The 17,800-nt window shown below is 55.4% G+C and carries 9 protein-coding genes; 1 reads left to right on the plus strand and 8 read right to left on the minus strand.

The window, feature by feature from the left end:
* Both AC0L3P_RS26875 and AC0L3P_RS26880 read right to left on the minus strand, forming a co-directional pair.
* On the minus strand, positions 1-1,604 hold a 1,604-nt coding region (locus AC0L3P_RS26875; protein WP_473306505.1), incomplete at its 3' end, for a FecR family protein.
* Between the two features lie 212 nt (positions 1,605-1,816).
* Positions 1,817-2,056, minus strand: coding sequence for a hypothetical protein (locus tag AC0L3P_RS26880; RefSeq protein WP_473306508.1), 240 nt, complete (start codon positions 2,054-2,056; stop codon positions 1,817-1,819).
* 134 nt (positions 2,057-2,190) lie between these two features.
* Between AC0L3P_RS26880 and AC0L3P_RS26885 the strand changes: the two genes are divergently transcribed.
* On the plus strand, positions 2,191-2,337 hold the full coding sequence (locus tag AC0L3P_RS26885; RefSeq protein WP_354207379.1) for a hypothetical protein: 147 nt from the start codon (positions 2,191-2,193) through the stop codon (positions 2,335-2,337).
* A gap of 1,001 nt (positions 2,338-3,338) precedes the next feature.
* On the opposite strand, the gene AC0L3P_RS26890 is transcribed toward AC0L3P_RS26885, so the two are convergent.
* From AC0L3P_RS26890 to AC0L3P_RS26915, 6 genes are all read right to left on the minus strand, one after another.
* Positions 3,339-5,429 carry a CHAT domain-containing protein gene (locus AC0L3P_RS26890; protein WP_473306511.1) on the minus strand — a complete coding sequence of 697 codons (2,091 nt, stop codon included), beginning with the start codon at positions 5,427-5,429 and terminating at the stop codon, positions 3,339-3,341.
* Positions 5,426-6,853 (minus strand): lipase/acyltransferase domain-containing protein, encoded by a 1,428-nt coding sequence (locus AC0L3P_RS26895; RefSeq protein ID WP_473306513.1) that lies wholly within the window; start codon positions 6,851-6,853, stop codon positions 5,426-5,428. Before AC0L3P_RS26895 ends, AC0L3P_RS26890 begins: the two co-directional genes overlap by 4 nt.
* A 156-nt stretch (positions 6,854-7,009) precedes the next feature.
* A complete protein-coding gene (locus AC0L3P_RS26900; RefSeq protein ID WP_473306515.1) occupies positions 7,010-8,653 on the minus strand; it encodes a CHAT domain-containing protein in 1,644 nt (547 codons plus the stop codon).
* Positions 8,654-8,664: 11 nt separating this feature from the next.
* Positions 8,665-11,634, minus strand: a complete 2,970-nt coding sequence (locus tag AC0L3P_RS26905; RefSeq protein WP_473306519.1) for a PAS domain-containing protein — start codon at positions 11,632-11,634, stop codon at positions 8,665-8,667.
* Positions 11,635-13,010: 1,376 nt separating this feature from the next.
* Positions 13,011-14,156 (minus strand): hypothetical protein, encoded by a 1,146-nt coding sequence (locus tag AC0L3P_RS26910; RefSeq protein ID WP_473306523.1) that lies wholly within the window; start codon positions 14,154-14,156, stop codon positions 13,011-13,013.
* Between the two features lie 29 nt (positions 14,157-14,185).
* Complete coding sequence (locus AC0L3P_RS26915; protein ID WP_473306526.1) at positions 14,186-16,819, minus strand: TrlF family AAA-like ATPase; 2,634 nt, start codon at positions 16,817-16,819, stop codon at positions 14,186-14,188.
* Positions 16,820-17,800: the final 981 nt, after the last annotated feature.

Raw genomic sequence — 17,800 nt, forward strand, 5'->3', positions numbered from 1 at the left:
CCGGTGATGGTCTGGCTGGCCTGGTTGACCGGTCCGCCGGCGCTGGTGATCGCAACCGTCGGCGCCGCCGTGTCCAGGGTGAAAACAACGGGTACGCTCGTGGTAACGTTGGCGTTAGGCTCCAAAGCCATGATGCTGTGGTCGCCGTCACCCGCCAGGGTGACTGCTATGCTCCAAACGCCGCCAGAGCCGACAGTAACCGTTCCAATTTGGGTGGTGACACCGTTGTAAGTGTCATACAGCGTCACCGTGCTTCCAACGAAAGCGGCATCAACAGTCCCGCTGATCGTCTGACTTCCTTGGTTGATTGGACCGCCTGCGCTGCTGATAATTACGGGTCCGAACGAAGTCGCGACAACAACTTGCGGCGTATCCAAAACGGGGACGAGCGGTTTCGGTGCGGACGCAGAACTTCCCGTGACGGAAGCTAGGGTCACAAAACCCGGAGTGATCGATCCGCCACCCGCCTGGCCCTTCACGTCGTCTGCAATGACGGTTGTCGAAGCTTCGGTGGGTGACGGTGGAGGACTCCCAGCGAACTTCTGCAGCGACTTTGTATCGCTATCTCCTCGCTTGCCGTCGCTAGGTGCCGGAGTGTCTGGGGCGATCTGTTTCCCGATATCGTAGGTCGTTAACACCTGCTGAAAGGCGTTGAATTCCTGCGCGACCTGGCCTGGGCTCTTACTGATGGCTTGGGTGATCACCTCGAAATTGGCAGTTGGCGTGATGGTCAGCGATGGACCGTCGCTGGTAACCATCCCGATTGGATCTCCCGCGGTACAAACGCCTTGAAGCAAGTTGGTCGGGACGCATTTGAATACCTGCACGGAATGAATCTGACCGTCTTGCTGATCGGCAACCGAGATCGAGACCTGCCCATCCACCGCATCGACGTTAAGAAGAACTGCTGTACCGCGAATTCCAATCACGGCGCTCGGCGTCGCGATCTGCATGTCACCCGTTTTGGCGACCTGGCCAGCGACGAAGCTGGCCGCGCCTTGGATGAGAGTGAACATCGAGTGGTTCGCGCCACTCGTCAAACTGACTAAGGTACCGCTCGCACTACTCTGCCCTTCATACCCCAATTCGTTCAACATGAAGCGAGCGTTTGCACTTAGGTTGAACGTTGAGCCGTCGATCAGAACCAGGCCAATGGTAGAGCCACTTCCAGTCTGCACAACGTCGTTCTGATAGACCACGTCCCCGTTATTCGCTTCGATGGTAACGCCATTGCGAACGATGCTGGCGCTTCCCGTTATGGTGGCGACATGGCCGATGACCTTTACAGGCGCCGCATTTCCTCCGGCTTGGGCAAAGGTTTGATAGCCTGTCAGCGCTTCGACGACTCTCGAGTCGAGTAGTGCGCCGTCTGCTGAAATGAGCGGCGAACGCTTCTCACCGAGAAAGTAGTTGTGAATCGAGACCCGATGGTTGGGATCAGAAATAATGAGATCGGGACCCGAACGTGCATATTCGCCCGAGAATAAGAGATGTGCGTCCGGAATGATGAGTGAATCAGCTGGGCCACGCTCAGGGAGACTAAAGGACCTCCACGCGACCTCAGACGCAGCAACATCAAACGTTAGGTTTAATGGGGTATTCAAATTCGCGACCCCAAAGATTAATTTGTAAATTAATTACATTTAATATTGATAACATCTGATCGACGCGCTGAAAAGGGCTTTTGCGGGCAAAGCTGTATTGGTTTGAAGTCTGTTGATCATTCGACGCGCAACAATGCGCCCGCGGGTCTTATGGCGGGATAATCTCTGTGCCCCCCTTGCGGACCATTTGCGGCGATCTCCGTTGACCGTTGTTAGCTCTTTTCGGCCGCGTTGAACCCAGGCTGGCGGCTGCATACTTCTCTGGCGCCATTGGCCTCGACGGCGATCTGAAACGACGAGGCAGATAGCAGCTCCATGGCTGATTGGTCTTCGGTCAGGCGCCTCTCAACATACTGCCGTTCAATCTCAGTCAGTGTAGTTCGAAGCAGGCCCAAATACCGTTCAACGTTTTTCCGATAAATGCGCAAACGAACAATCTTATCGTTGATCATCTTTGACCCCGATAGGTGGGTGCAATACGCCTGAAAATACTTCTTGAAGATGTCGGTTTTAAATGATTAAAATTTAAACGCCGTGTATTTAAAATGGCAGAGAAATTCGGACGGGTCAAGAAGGGGTATCGGTGATGAAATCGATCATGCTCGCAGTCCTAATTCTGTTCGCGATTTCAACCATCGCGCCGCTCTATGCACCGGCAGCGCAGGCCCAGCAAAACGCCCCCAAGGGCGCTAAGAAGGGATGCAAGCCGGGTGCAAAATACGCCTGCTACTGAGTGGCCTCACTGTGCCGGAGGCTAGCGAGCTCGCATGAGATATGGGAGCACGGGCTTGTGCTGGGTAACGTATATAGCGGCGGCTTCCACGAAAGCCGCCGCGAATCCTTGTTGGACGTCGCCTTATGATGAAGCGACCAGCCAAGGTCTTCGGTTCTCTGATCGAGAGGCGTAAGCCCGGTCGGGTCCGGGTAAGCTCCGATTCGGCGCAGACGTCAGCGATGCAAGAGCCACTCACAATCAGATACCGATTTGCAATTGGTTCTCGCATCGAGGTAAAGCCCTCAGCGGGGCCACGGTTGTGCGGCAAAACCGGAACGCTGATTGGTGCTGGATATTATCCCAGGAGTCTCCGAGTCATATTGGACGGTTCAAAATCGGCAATAACTCTTCACGTTGGATACGTTGCAATTGTAGGCGAGCAATCCTGATTGCTGCAGCGGTAGTTCGCATGATCAAGCCGTAGCGGACATCAGGCCGATTCCAGCAATATCTTTCGCCGCCCGCCTAGAAATGCCTATGTCAATATTTCTGCCTAGAGCGCAACAGCTTCCAAGCGAATACCGCTGCCGCCACCTGGAAATGAAAGGCGCGCATTGTAGGCCGATCATCCCGCGCCCCTGTCGGGCTTGGCCAGCGGCCGGCTTCTTCCATAACAACGCATACGCGAATGGGGCGCGGCCCGTCGTCTGCGTGATGCCCATTCCGCGACGAAGTGAAGAGAGCTGCGAAACGCCGCGAACTCCGCGTCTTTAGGAGCGCAACGTTCAGCCTCTGCTTCGGCAGCGTGGTGCCCGCTGATCGTGAGCTGGGGGCGCTTCTGACCGAACGAAGCCTGCCAGGTTCGGAAGACATCGTTACGTTCACCACGGATCGCCGGGCGAACTAGCTTCCCGCTAAGGATTAGCTAGGCGCACGATCTGCTTAAGCGCTTGTGTCAGTTGCGGTCCTTAGACCCTGTCCTCAGTGGACAGGCCCAATTCCTTGCTGCTGACGAGTGTCTAAACATTCGATCTGCGCGCGCGAGGATGGCCGTAGACCTTGAACGCGAGCCACGAGGCGTCGCCAAGCGCTTTGGCCGCTGCTCGCGCCGCGCTTGCAGCTTCGGAAAGCGCCTTGCCGTCCAGCAGTGCCTCGTAGAAGGCGCTTGCGAAAGCCGCAGCTGGCTTGTCGCGGACGGCCCAAGTGGTGCCGACAAAGGCTCCGGCGCCCGCGCGCAGAAACACGATCGGCCACCCACCCAATTGCGTCAGAACAGCACCCATCCGTCCGGTTTCGCAGGCATTCAGGAACACCAGGGGCCTGTGGCCGCGAAGCTTCGCTTCCGCCTCAACCGTTAAAGTGTCGATCTCAATTTGATGAGGGTGCGTTTCTCCGGGTCGTATTTCGTCGCCAATGATCAAGCTCGCACCCTCTATCGATTGATGCGAAGCATCGGCATGGCAGGATATGTGCAGGACATCGAAATTACCGTCCGCAAGGGCATCGTACAAAGCATCTCGGCTCGAGGGAATTGGATCCGCGGTGATCGATCGTGCACGGAGCGATTTCTCGGAATTCCCTGTGAAATATGTCAGCTCTGCGCCGACCGGCGGCAGCGATCCCGTCGGATAATTCGCATTGAAATATCGCCACTTCCTCAACGGCAAGTTTCGGACCGGTTGCTCGTCCGAAAGCGTCCGCACCAAGTTGTATTCCGCCAGGAATTTATTGTCGATCTCACCGCTATCAGGGTTGTGCAGACGCACCAACTCCCAGGGTATCAGCGGCTCCCAGGAAACGATCTGCACCAATTTTATGCGCTCTCGTAACGGCCAGATGACTTTTGCTACTTCCGGCTCGAAGAGTTCACGGGAGAGCTTCGAGCCGAGTGCGCGTGCGTCCCGTTCCAGCTGCTTGAGATCATCGACGCTCCTGAGTTCCTGCGTGACACGCTGATAAATTCTCTCGACGAAGGCCAAAGGTGTCGATGCCGGCCCGTCGCCACGATCGAGCAGAGGTTTAGAACTGAATTTTCGATAGATCAGATCCAATGCTTCTGAATGGAGGGTGAAGTTGTAGGTGACGTTCCCTCCTTCGACACGCTGTTCGACGAGTAGTGCCAACTTGTCGTCGTCCGCCTCGTCGCGGGCGGCAGCGACCGCTGTGCCCCCGATCTGGGTCGGCTTGGCCTCCGCTGCAACGACCGCGATCGCCAGTCCGATCGCGCCAAGATCGCTACCAGCCTGACGAAAGATGACTGCGAGCCGGGAAACACCCGGCCTCAAACCCCGAATTCGGAATGAGCCGGTCCTCAGCGGTTGCTCCGGCGTTGGCGGATCCACGCTCTGCTCGCTACCAACAACGATCCCAATCACCTGACCTTCCACTGTGAGAGAAACTACGATCGGCGTGTCGGGTGCGGCCTTCGTGTCCAATGAAGGTCCTTGCGGTCTGGCCAAAGCGGACAATTCGACTCGAAAAGTCACCTCCTGTTCATGGCCGACTTGAAGCTCATTGCTCATGTTCGCGGAGAGAGTGACCCCTATGTAATCGAGTTCATCCGCAGTTTTCTGAAACGGTTGCTCCGATGGGGGCTCCGGAATTCTGCGACCTGATCGACCACGCATCGGCCCTAGGTCGAAGCTGTCTGGCAAACCGAGCGGGAACGAATACCATCGGTCCAATCGTGCCGCAGCCAGTTCGCCAATTCCGATAATTCGGCCTGCGGCATCGAGGTCTACGGCCCTCGAGGCGGCCGGCCCCTCTCGGCCCTCCTGCATGTCAATGCGGCGGCCGCCACGGTAGGTCGTGCTTGACTTAGTCTCGTGTAGGTCAAGTGATTCCTCGATAGGGAGGCTCAGCTTGTCCGGAAAGTCTATGTTGTGTCGGCGGAGCTCTTCGAAGTGGTAGGCATAGCGATATACGTGGGCGCCACGCAATCGGACGACGACTATCCAGGCCGGATTGGTCTGTGTGGCGCGCGCCAGAACCGATTGCATAGTTCGGTTGGCAGCAACGACTAGTACCGAGCCGTTCCGGTCCCAGAAGGGATCAGCCCCGAGCAGCGCCGAGCGTGATTGCGAAAAGCCGTCGTGCTCCGCTTCGCTCATGTCCTTGCCTCGAGCACCGCAAACGAATCTTGTGCCGTCTCGGCGCCCACTCCTGAGACCGCGACGTGGTAGGCTCCTGGAGTTGCCGGGATGAAATCGGCCTGCAGCCAATCATCTCCCGCGGGCGTCATAGTAACCTCGGCCGATGTCGTAGCATCGCCTGAACGCCAAAAAACCGCTGTCAACGCGGCGTCGCGCGTCGGCCGGGCGCGCAGGACGACACGTTGGCCCGAAAAATAGAGATCACCAATCTCGATTGTGACATGTGTCTTTGGCTTTCTGAATGAGCCAAGATCAAGGTCAAATCCAGACAGTATTCCGATCATGTTGGTAATGACGGCATCCGTATTTTGCAGCGACCCATGCTTGGTCGCGGCGTACATCGCATTCGGCGCTTCGCTTATTTCGATGGGTATCGCCGACACCTGTGAAACCGTGCCGTCTCCAGTCAATGCCTTGCCCTTGTACGTGTCGAGCATGACGATGCCGCCGTCGGCGACCCGCGCTGACTGACTTGTTTGCTGCGCAATTCCAACCACGGGATAAATGCGATAAGTTGATTCCTGATATTGAGGCAGTCGGCGATTTGAATTCGCTGCCGCTTCGATTTCACGATGAAATTGAAGCGCTGAGTGAGCCTTTTCGGGATCAACATTAGGTATGCCAGTCGTCTCGCCGACTCGGACTAGCATGCCATCTCCCGAGTCGTAGCATTCATACATTGGCAACAGCTGATAGATCGCGGTGAACTGGCGCGATACTTCGGATAGGTCCAGCGGGCCCTTCTTAATCCCATTCGCTAACCCATTCAGCGCATTCAACGAACCACGGTAAGGCGTTCCGAAGCTCACTAATGCTCTGGTATCCTTCCAGCCCTCCATGCATTCGAGAAAATACCGCGCAACGAGCCCGCCCATCGAATGGCAGACCAAGATTAGCTTCGCGTTGGGATTGCCACTGGAATCCCGCCAACTTGCCAGCCATTGCTTAGCCGCTCTTGCCAGCTTGCGTGCTGCTACCTTGTTGTCACGTCTCCAGTCATAGGGGAATCGGAAAAAATTCTTTCCTTCAGTCACCTCGAATCCCGCAAGGATGGCTTCAGCGATTTTGCCATACCCATCGATTTTCCAAACCCCGGGCAGCAGGTGTAGATCAGGCATCAATTCATCGGCAGTGATCCCGTCCTCTAGATCGTCCACTTCCGCATCATCATGCGGGAGCGCCAGCGCGCGCTCCATCGTGCCGCCCAAGCTCCAGAGCGCCTTGCCGATCGAGCCGGCAGAGTATCCCCAAACCACGGTGCCATGCTTTCTGAGCACGCTGCCCGCAATTCCAGGCAGCAAGACCAATACGTCTCCCATTTGGTATCGAGGCATCTGAAATCCCTCGTGCGCGGCAATTTCAAACAGGCTTGCCCGGCCCATTCCGAATTATTCACGGCAAGCTAAAGTTCCCGATCGATTAATGCGAGTAGTCGATATCGCGAGATCTCCCGAAAGGTTCGGCCGCTTGACCAGAGGCCTCCTCTATTCACTGGCTGCCGCGAGTCAGTTCGACGCACGCGGTGCAGTTGGTTCGCTTCATACACGAGCCCCCATGCTGACCGCCTCGCGAAAAGACTGGGCAGCCCAGTTGTCGGGGCTGCAGGCAAGAATTGGGGATGCCCAGATCGGAGACGCCTCGATCTGCATTGGCTCATAGACGCCACGGCAAGCCGTCCTGAACGCGTTGCAAATGGTGCTCGATTCTCTGCCGAACAGGTCGCTGTAGAAGTGTTTGGCGAAGTCTGCCGCTCGTTCATCATCGACGTCCCAGCGAAAGCCGATGATATGAGCAACATCCCGCTGGGCAAGATTAGCTACCGCGTTCGCGGAACTCCCCTGACATGATGAGAGATAAACTAACTTGGCGCCTGCGGCTGCGGCCCCTTCGGCGAAGGTGTGAATGGACACCCCTTCGGCCTGGCCCGGCTTTCCACCCGGTAATACCAGCAAGGTCAGGCCATCCCTCGTTGTCAACGAGTGTCCAGCAAAATGAACAACGTCGTACCTGTTTAGCGTGAGCTTCTCCATGAGCAGATCTTCGGATCCCCGGGGGTCGGCAATCGCGGATAGATCGAATACCTCCAAGGTGAAGACGGTGCAGTCCTTTTCCGCCAGCGATTTGAGATCGTCGCGCTCTCGATCTATGTTTTCGAGTCGGCGAAACTCGAAACTGTTGAGTTTGAACCGGCCACTTTCCGGGTCTCGCTCCGGCACGCGCGCTATATCCCAGCCAGTCGCCCCGGCTCGGCTCTCGCCGACCTGAGAACGGATGAAGAGAACCTTCGCGGCACGCAGCTCTCCCTGCGATGTGGTCGATAGCTTTGCGGCTCTCATTCGTCGCGCAATAGGAGCATTGATCAGCACGAATGGATCCTGAGTAAAATCGACGTCGGTGCCTATTGACGGAAGACCCGAGAGGCGAACGGTGGCTTCGAAAGGAGCGCAATAGAGTGAAGCGTCCTCGACGCGAAAGCGAAAAGCCAAATTGCGTAGCCCTCCGGCTGAGCGCTCCACGTGAGCAAAGAGACCTTGACCAAGGGTCGCGATGATGAGCTGTTGAAATAGCAAAGAGCCATCGTCATGAATTCGGCGCGCCCAACCAGGCATGAAGGGTGGCATCGCGTACTTAATGGCGAGCTGGTGAACGGCGGAATACATGCGGGTGGATGCCTCCGCCCACGCTATCATCTCACCCCCGCGGTTGCCCAGCAAACACTTCACAGAGGTGCGCTGGACCTCAAGCTCGATGACATTCCACGTTTTTTCAGGGGACGTAGGCCGACCCAGCAGCATGTCGAGAAACCGTTGCAGCAACGTAGGCGTAAGTCGCAATTGCGGCAACGCGATCGCCCGATTGTCCGGGGTGCAATATTCGTCGAGTTCGAAGATCCCGACTTCGCGCGAAGTGATGAAAAGAGCCGGCGTTGCTATGCCCGACTTTCTTAGTTCTTGCACAAGCCAGAGTGCCGATTGCTCTTGCCTATCCAAGGGGCCACCCGAACGACGCGGTAATTGAGCGTCGAGCAGCAAGACCGTGTCAGATGAAGTCTCACTTAGTTTTGCGCAAGCAGTCTCAGCATCGATCGCTATAAGGTCAATATCGCCTGCTGACCCAAGTGCTTCCTTGATTGCAAACTGCAAATTACAATCGGAACAGACTAGGAGAAATTTAATGGCCATAACACAAACTCCTACTCTACTGTCGTCTCCCTGGATTGCAGACCGGTTCCCAGATCCGTTGCTTGCAGCTCAATGGCAAACGTAAGCGTTGAATGATCGATACACTTTGACAGCTTGCCGTCGTGACGGTGGACTGCAATTTCGACCGTTCTTAATGCCAGAGATGCGTTTTCTTGAGCCTGTTGCCCAGCCAGATCCGATTGGCCGTTACGCGTAACAGAAGTCGCCATTTCCACCCTGTCGAAGCCTGGGACTGACAGGCTGATACGGATTCTGCGGTCAGCGAGCTGCTCAACACTTACTTGGACCTTCGATGTGTACGGGCGTCTGAACAGCGCGTAGCCTAGCACAGATCTGAAAGCGAACCTCAGTTGCTCGGGCCAGCCGAACAAGTAAAAGGGCAGAATCTTGCCTTGCAATGGAAGCCCGAGCAGTTCGCACGAGCTGAAATCGTCTCGAGGAAGATCAAAGATGGCATCTCTCAGCACGTCCAACGCATCGAACAGCTGCCTTGGCCGATCGGGTTCGTGTCGTATCGCCAAAGTGTTGGCGAGCCGCTCATAAGTCAGGTCTGCTTTATCAAGCTGACGAAGAGCGGCTTCAAGGCTATCGTTGGGGCCTCCAACATTGTTGGCTGCAACTGCCTTGTTGAGCAGATTCTTTGCCATCATGAGTGGTAAGCGGACATGCTGGGCGACCTCGTTTACGGTTTCTTCGAGATAGCTCAGGTCGCTCTGCTGCGGCTCTTGGCGAAGGTCGGTAAAGAGCCAGAGACAATGGCCGTAATCATCGTGCAAGGGCCTCTGACTAGCCGATGTTGGGACATAGACGGCGGTATCGATACATAACGTCAAGGTTGCTTGCGCAACTGGGGCGGTCGAGCTGAGCAGCCGGCGATCGGGATCCTGTGCGCCAAAGTCTGCAAGGCGCTTACCCAGCAGCGAGCCCGCTGGTCTGCCGAATAGGGCGTCTGCCCATCGATTTGTCAGGCGTAAAAGTCCGGCGCGGTCGACGACGACGACAGCCTGCTCTACTGTGTCCAGCAGACAAACTTGGACGGCTTTCATCCAACGCCGCCGTAGCAGCTCCTCGCATTGCGTCAACACGTCGGTCAGCGCGACCATGTCGGGCCCTTGAAACGCGTTCTTCATGGGGGATTCGACCGACAGCATCCATTCGATCTCGTTGCGACGGGGCTTCGGGGACTGTTGAACGACGCGGATCGGAAATGCCAAGGCGGAGCGCCGGTCGGGAATGACCGGCTTGTAGCCAAACTGAGGGCCAGCCTCGATGTCTGGCTCGGCCAAGGCAGCATTATCCCGCAGCGCCGCACCTAAAAGACCTTCAGTTAGTGGCTGAGTATAGTTATAATCAACATCTGGGGTGTTGGTGCGGTTGCATTGGTAGATGATGTGAAACAGATTATCTCTTCGGTCGACTGAAAAGACGGCGACGTAATCCCACCCAAAACAATCGGCAATACCGTCTCCCAAGCACTTCGCTAGTTCCTCATGTCTGTCTGCGTCGGTAAGTCGCTTTTGGAGTATTCGGACTCCTTCTTCGCGTCGACGCAACAGGTTCGCCTCGGCGACCAGTAGGGCTTTCTCGACCCCCAGATCCCGCATGCGCGCAATTTCTAGCCCGTCGTAGAGGTCAGACTTCTCGGAAAGTAAGGTCAATGACGCTCGGATTCGTTTCCCTCCGCCAGCTATCGGAAGCGTGACGTAGCCTTTCATCCCGCTCTTGACGATATTTTGCAGGACAAGGTCCTCCTCGATGCCCGGCGTCAGGTCGATCGCCGTGGCATGAAGATCACTGCCCCACGTGTGGTCGCTCAGGAGAAATTCGTGAACTTTTTCTCCTAGTGGAAACCAGGCAGTTGTCCATTTCCAGTCAGGGGTCGGATGCACTACAAGAGTTTTGTGGTATCTCATGTCATCGGTGTACACTCCGAAGGTGGCGAGATCGTAAGGCACGATCGTTCGAACTGCCTTCATAACCCCGAGAACAAGCTCTTCGGGCCTGTAGTTCGGGACACTCAGTACTTGCTGCAATTCTGCCCGGACGAGCTCCTCCGCCATCGGGACAATAGTGATAATTGCACCGGAGGAGCTCTCGGCAGTATCAAACGAGGGAGCAGCCGTTACGCGGACTGGAGTATGCCGTCCATCTAACAATATGAGTTCTGCTCTTTCCTTTCGGCCGTCGGGTGATTTGAACCAGTCCGGAATATTTTGCGCATCTTTTGAATCGGAGCTCGCGAACAAGCCGGCCCCTCGGCGACCTTGCAATTCAATTCGGCTCTTTCCAATCAGCTGTTCTGCGCGTTCGTTCGCAAAGACGATACTGCCCTCGGGATCGAGCCTTAGGATCCCATCGGGCAGAGTATCAAAACGCGCTTCCTCCTCCTCTACGCTGAGAAGAAGTGCGTATGCCCCAGATCGACCGTACTCGTCGGTAAGGGGACCGAGTTCCCCCCGTAGATGAATAGAAGGTAGATTGCCACGGTGCAGATCTAAACGCAGGGTTTCCCGCTTTTGCGCGGCCAGAGCGGCCCGTACACGGGCAGATCGTGGCCCGAAAAGCGAGGCGAAATCTCGTCCAAGTGCATCGGGAAGGTCCGCTCTAAGACGATCGTTCGCGTATGAAATAACACCTAACCCATCAATCTCCGCCACGGCGAAGCTTGTGTGACCCACCGCGATGTCAAGCGCATCGTAGCGTGTGGACAGGGTTCGTAAGATAAAATCATCGTACTCTTCGATGACTTTGGCGCCTTTGGCTGAAATTTCTCCGGCGAGAGCCTCGTCCCGCCTTTCGAGAAACGGCGCGAATACTTGTGACAGACCGCCGGGCTGGCGCTCACGTAAAAGTCCGACTAACCGCCTAATTTGGGTATCGGTGGTCTCTCGCGCCGCAGGTTCGAGGATCGAACTCTCCGAGATGCTCCTCGGATCGAAATGACGCTGAACATCAATCATGTTCCCTCTCCAAATTCTTTAAAGGGACAAATCTATTCCAATCCAATCAATGGTTGCGGTCAAGTGAATTGGTTCACAATAGCTTAGGGGTGCGATTGGGTCAGATGTTCTGCTCTATCCAGCAGCGATCAAAGAGATAGCCACCGATGATGCATCTCACAGGCCACTCGCTGATGTCGTCGAGAGAGGCTTTACGCAATCTCGCCGTCAATGCCACGAAACGTGGCTACATCTCGCTCTATCCAACCATACCGCTGAACGCCTAGACGATTGTGTCAGCTGACCGAAAAGACGCGACAAGGTACCGAACACAGGAAACCCTATCTGCGGCCCGTCAAACACGGCAATGATGTCGCGCCGAAAGTCCAGCCTTCTACGTGCGCCCTTGGCATTGCTATAACATTGCAGGCTCTCGGGACGATCGGCTCGGAGTTCAGCTTGGGCAATGCCAGCCACCCGACGGAGCGTCGATCACTGTAGGAACGCGATTAACTTACTCGCTGTCGGCGCGCTACAGGCATCGGCACCCGGTTGTTCGGAGGGATTGCTGGTAGATTGGATGGCCTTCGCGGACCGATCGCACTGGTGCGAGGCGGGCGGAGCAACTTCCTCCAATCTCTCTCTCTCTCTCTCTCTCTCTCCCCCTTCTAATGGGACCTCAGCGGGGAGCCTTGGAGCAATATTTTAGCTTCACCCGAGGGCACCTGAGGCGCAGCAGTCGAGCAAGTTTCTTTCGAGATTCTCTCCCTCCGCCAGCCCGCCAAAGTCATCTCGTACTTCGATGTGGAGACAGGTCGAAAATCCGGTCGTCTTCCGCATTTTCCTCGCCGGAGAAATCCTACAGCGGATAAAAAAAGGCCTTCGAGAAGCCCGGAGAACCGATTTTCTCCGAATCTTAGTACCCCTCGAATCGGTCTAGTACGGCATTTTCCGGCAAACCGAGCGCTCATTGGGAGAAGCGGTTTGCATCCCTCTCGCTCAAGCAACAAATGGCCATAGCGGAATTTGTGATTCGATACCTGCCGCCCCAGCCACGCATTCCGGCTTCCGGAGAGACTTCCCAAGAGACACGCGAATGGGCTGGAAATCGCGGGTTGGCGCAATTGCACTCGTCTCCGGTGCGTGGGTTTGCCGAACTCCACGCGGAAATCGGGAAAAGTCTCCGGCCTTTTCCTTGCCGTTTTGCAGAGACTATCGGCGGAGACAGGTACGATCCTCACCACCGCCAACAGCGGATTCACCTGCGAGGATTGGGCTCTCCGCAACGGCAAAAAAGCCACAGAAGGAAGCGCAATTTTGCGGTTGCGCGTTGGCTGAGCTGGCCCATCGATATGGATATGTCAAACTCGACACCGGAAACATTGAATGAGTTGGCACTATTTATTCCCGCGCTTACTAAGTTCTGCATTGAGATCCTTAATCGTCCCCTCAATCAAAGAAAGCGCATTCTCGAGCGCTGTCCCGAAGTTTTCCAGATGCCGATCCCATACTCCGAGGATTTCGAGCGGGATCTTTTCGCGCAGCTCCTTTCCCGCCGCGCGTTCCCCTTCCACATCACCGAGGCGTATTTCCCACTTTTCCTTGAGGAATTCGTGGTTCGCAATCGTTGCCTTAAGAACGTCCAGTGGCAATTCCGAATAGGCGACCCCGTTTATGGTCCCGGGTTCGTCACCCTCGATGATGGACGTGTGCGCTAATGTTAGTGCGGCGAAGCCACTCATCTCGAGCTGCTCGCTGACCTTATCGTCAACGGACTTCTGCCGTTCGGCATCTTCGTCCAACATGATAATTTGCAGAACGTCGTCCAGCGTCGCCGGCTTCGCCAACCCGGAGTTCGCCATCAGCTTCTGGATATCAGTCAGAATATGTTTTCGGGCGGTCGTGTAACGTTGGAATGGCGACTCGCGACCATGGCCATCGAGGACGTCGGCGCGCGTATCCCAAGCAGGAAGATCAACGATTGTCATGTGGGACACATTTTCCAGATAGGGGGATTTAAGAAGGTCGCCCGGATGAATTTCATGTGTCTTGAGGCCTGGACACAACGCGAGTCCCGCATCGTCATAGGATTGTGCGACCAGATATGAGCAAAAAAAGCCCTTCTCTCTCGCTGGTAGCCATAATCCAGTCCACGCCCCCAATCTGCGTAGCCTCTTGAAGGCCGACATTACCGCGCCCGGCGTCCAGTAATCGAGCTCACGGTATTTCTCAACGGTTATCGATGCCTTGGCAGCAAAGGATTCCGAGTCGTCCGTGGTTCTCAATCGATAGACCGCTACGTTCGACTTCGATGCTATGCCGAACCGGAGGTAATTGAAATTGCTCACCCCGTAATCGGCTGCTTCCAGGAAATTCAATTCCCCTTTATAAATCGCCGCGTGACTGAACGGGCTACCTGTGGCTGTTCGGATGGCTTTTGATTCGCGTCCATCGGGATCGGTGCAAAACAGGATGTCACCGGGTATGAGATTAGCCAGCTTGAATTTGCTTACAGCTTTGTCGTCACCGGTCGACTTTGTCATGTCACGCCTACCCATCAGTTCCGCCGAAATCAGACATCTGCGGCGTCCCAGATTTCATAGATGGTCTTGCGGCGCTCGAAGGCTTCTTTACCGCCTTCCATGATACTGACGATCTTTCCCTGAGACTCCTTGGTATCAATGCTACCCGCAACGACCGAGATGGTCTCTTCGTAGGCACACGCCGCGACGATCTCCGAGTCCCCCAAAACCGGAAAATTAGCGTTGTGCGTTGCGAGAATGAACTGCCGTTCTTTTTTGATCTCACGCACCAGCTTCACGACTTCTTCGTATACTGTCTGACTGTCGAGGTCGTCCTCTGGTTGGTCGATCAGAAGGAGGTCGTTTTCATTCTGCGTGAGCAGAAACAACATCATTGCGGATGCGCGTTGGCCGAGCGAGTGTGATTTCAGAGGCTTGCCGTGATAGGTCACGACAAAACTGTTGGGAACTTGATACGTGAGTAGCTGCGCAAGGTTTTTGCGGAAAGTATCTGCGAACAATTCCGCTTTTGCCTTTGCCGCAGTGGAGGCCTTCTCAAGGTCTCTGTAAATAGCCCCGAAGTCCTTGTACTTATCGGTTATCTCGGCGAATGCTTCTTTCCGAATTGCGGTGCCTTTGAACATCTCGATCATTTCGTCGCGAAATGCGGATTTGTCGCCCTTGAAGTCCGGTTGAACTTGCAACGCGCCCTGCGCTGTATTGATCTTGTTCAGCTCGCGGGAGATTATCTTGTATTCTTCGAGCCATACGTCGTTCAATTTGGCTATTAGCGAGAGGACGGCGCCACGACGGGATGCTTCTTTCGCGCTTTTCTTCGTGAGATCGGCTATTTGCTTCTTCAGCGTTTTCTGCTGCTCGGTGAGCTTAACGTAGGCGTCCGGCTTAATAGCGGGCACGCCCCCATCCGAGAGCGCCTTCGCAATGGTGCGCTCGGTCTTTGCAAATTCTTCCTTGAGTCCGTCGGCGTTCCTAGCGAAGGTGCTATGTTCGGCTAAGAGGTCTGTCTGTGCCTTCTCTACGTTCTTCAGCACGCCCTTGGCATCGCTGACTGTTTTCTTGAGCGCCTTCAGTTTGGCGTCATATTTTGTAAAATACGCGGCGTTCGCCTTGGATTCTGGGATTTCCAGATCTTCCATCGTTTCGTCAGCGTTTGAAATTGCTTCTTCCAGGCCTTCACGCCATTCCTCCGCAACTTCGTTCACGTTGACGCAAAATGCGCCGTCGTTCTTGAATTCGACCTGCTTTTCTAACTTATCTTTGAGACCGTGCTTTTCGAACTGTTCCAAGCGGTAATCGACGTTTGCGAGATCAGCTTCGCGCGTCGCTAAAAGCTCCGCGTCGCTCTGAGCGGTTAGCAGGTCTTCTGCTGCACGTTCCAAGGCCTCCCCGATAGATTCAACGGTTTCACGTACATCTTTCAGAGACGCACCAACCAACTTCTCGACGAGATCTTGGCCAAAACCCTTTCCTGCGGCGGACAAGTCTTTCTGACCGAAATAAAGCGGCCTGCAGATAACCGTCTCACGGACCGCAACGCCGGGACGTAAGACACCGTCTACGTAAACGTCTGGATCATGACCAAGAATGCGACGAACCTCGTACTCCGTTCCGTGCCGGTCGGTCGCCTCGACGATAACCTTACCGCCGCTTTTAAGAACGTGATCAAGCAAATCATTCTTATAGTCGGTATCTGCTGACTCGTCGCCGAACGATATGTCGAGTGCGAACCGTAAGGATTCCAAAACTGATGATTTTCCGCTACCTTGAATGCCGATGAGACAGTTCATCTCCGGTGAGAACGGCACGCGAATGCCATCGAGGAGGCCGCCTTCGAACCGAATAGCGTTGACATGTGAATGAGACGTTTTTGGCCGCTGTGTCGTGACGCGAAATGGGAAGTCAGTAAGTGCAAACTTGACCGCATCAAAACCGAAATCTCCGATCTTGAGGAAACACTGCTGGCCGCGCCCGATTTCGTCGATCTTTTTGGCGTCACAGCCCTCCAGTTCGGCGGGATATTTTTCCCACCATCCCAAGACCTTTTGGCGAGATTTCGGGCCTGCGTCGCGGGTACGCACCTTTTGAAAGCCACGGCAGTACTTCTGAATCAGCGGGTGCTTCGATAATTCACCGAGCCGCCCTCCATCCAGTTCCGCCCACAGGCCGCTATCCGCCTCGACGTGCGCGAACACGATAAAGAAATCGCGGTCAAACGCTTCGAGTTTCTTCAGGGTTTCGATCAGATTGTCATTGGACCGTCCGTTCTCCTGTTCATATTGGGCCTTGGACCGGCCTGAAAACGTGTTACCGAGGAATTGATTGATAAGATCGCCATCCGTTGTCAGCCACTCGTCCGAGAACACGATGAGGGTGTGAACGCCATTTCCGCCGTCTGCAACGGACAATTCGACGCCAGGCAGGAGACCGATGTTTTCCTTCCGACAGCGCCTGCGCAGCGCCTTGAACTCGTTCATGTCGAACTTGTTGTGATTGGTGATGACGCCAAGGCCTATGCCCGCCGTTTGCAGGGCGTCAACATACGCGCTGACGAATGCGTTCTCATCGCCGGTATATTTGAATTCCTTGTCCGCCCTCGTGTGGAGGTGGAAGTCCGCGCGAACCCAGACGGTGCCATGCGCAAAAGAAGTTTCATCCAACGCCATAGTCATTCCTTCGGGAAAATGCGCGCAAAAGTAGCACAAGCAATTCCGAAATACACGAGAGTTCCGCGAGGCAGGGTGCATCGCACAACGGCTCCGCCACGTCCTCGCTAACTAGGGGCGGTGAAACGCCCTTTCGGTCGATGGGTGCAGGGAGAGAGAAATCTCCCGCGCGTGTTCACCGGTAAGAGGCCGACCATGGGGTCTCCGGGAAGCTTGGAGGCTCGGTTGAGCGCAATTGAATGGCGGACGTTCGTCTATGTCGTGTAGGTCCGGAGGTGAATTCTCCAGGTCCTGCTTGTGGGTGCCAAGGGGCAAAACCCCCATGGGGGCTTATTGCGAACCTCCATCTTGTGCGGGTTTGCCAGCATCGTCCTCAGTGCGCTTGCGCGTGACGATCCGCCCGACGAGCGGGAAGGAATTGAACACCTAGCGCGCCTCGCGTATCCTTGTGGTTCCACGCGGCAGCGAACGAACATTACCCCGCACCATTGAACGTCCATAACATTCGATTTGCGAAATCCGATGCGGCCGCCATCGTCCAAGCCGCCGTAGAGAAAGTGTTTTCGATCTGTCTCTCGATGGATAATTTGAGCGGTCCGAAGGGGCGCAAGCCCGCTCGCATACCTGGAGTAAGCTCGCTGATCTTGCGCGAGAGAAATATCAGGCAAAGCACGGGCCTGAAATGGAACGGTTAAGTATTCGAATTCGGCGCCTTCCCTTGCTCTGTAAAGCTTCGACCGGCGAGGTCGTACGAGCGTTGGGGGAGCGAAAAGGATTCAAACCGACGTTACGCCTCGTGACATTCGAATTCTCAGAAAAGCATTGCGGAGCTAAGCGCCGTTTGGCAGCTGCCAAGTTATACAAGTCCGTTCAATGATAGGCGCCCCATCCTAAGACATTGACATATCGAATGAATATTGTCAGCAGGGTCGCCCAGCGATCCAAAGTGAGACGCTTGTCACGATTTTTAAAAGTGTTACA

The sequence above is a fragment of the Bradyrhizobium sp. WSM4874 genome (genome assembly GCF_055811835.1).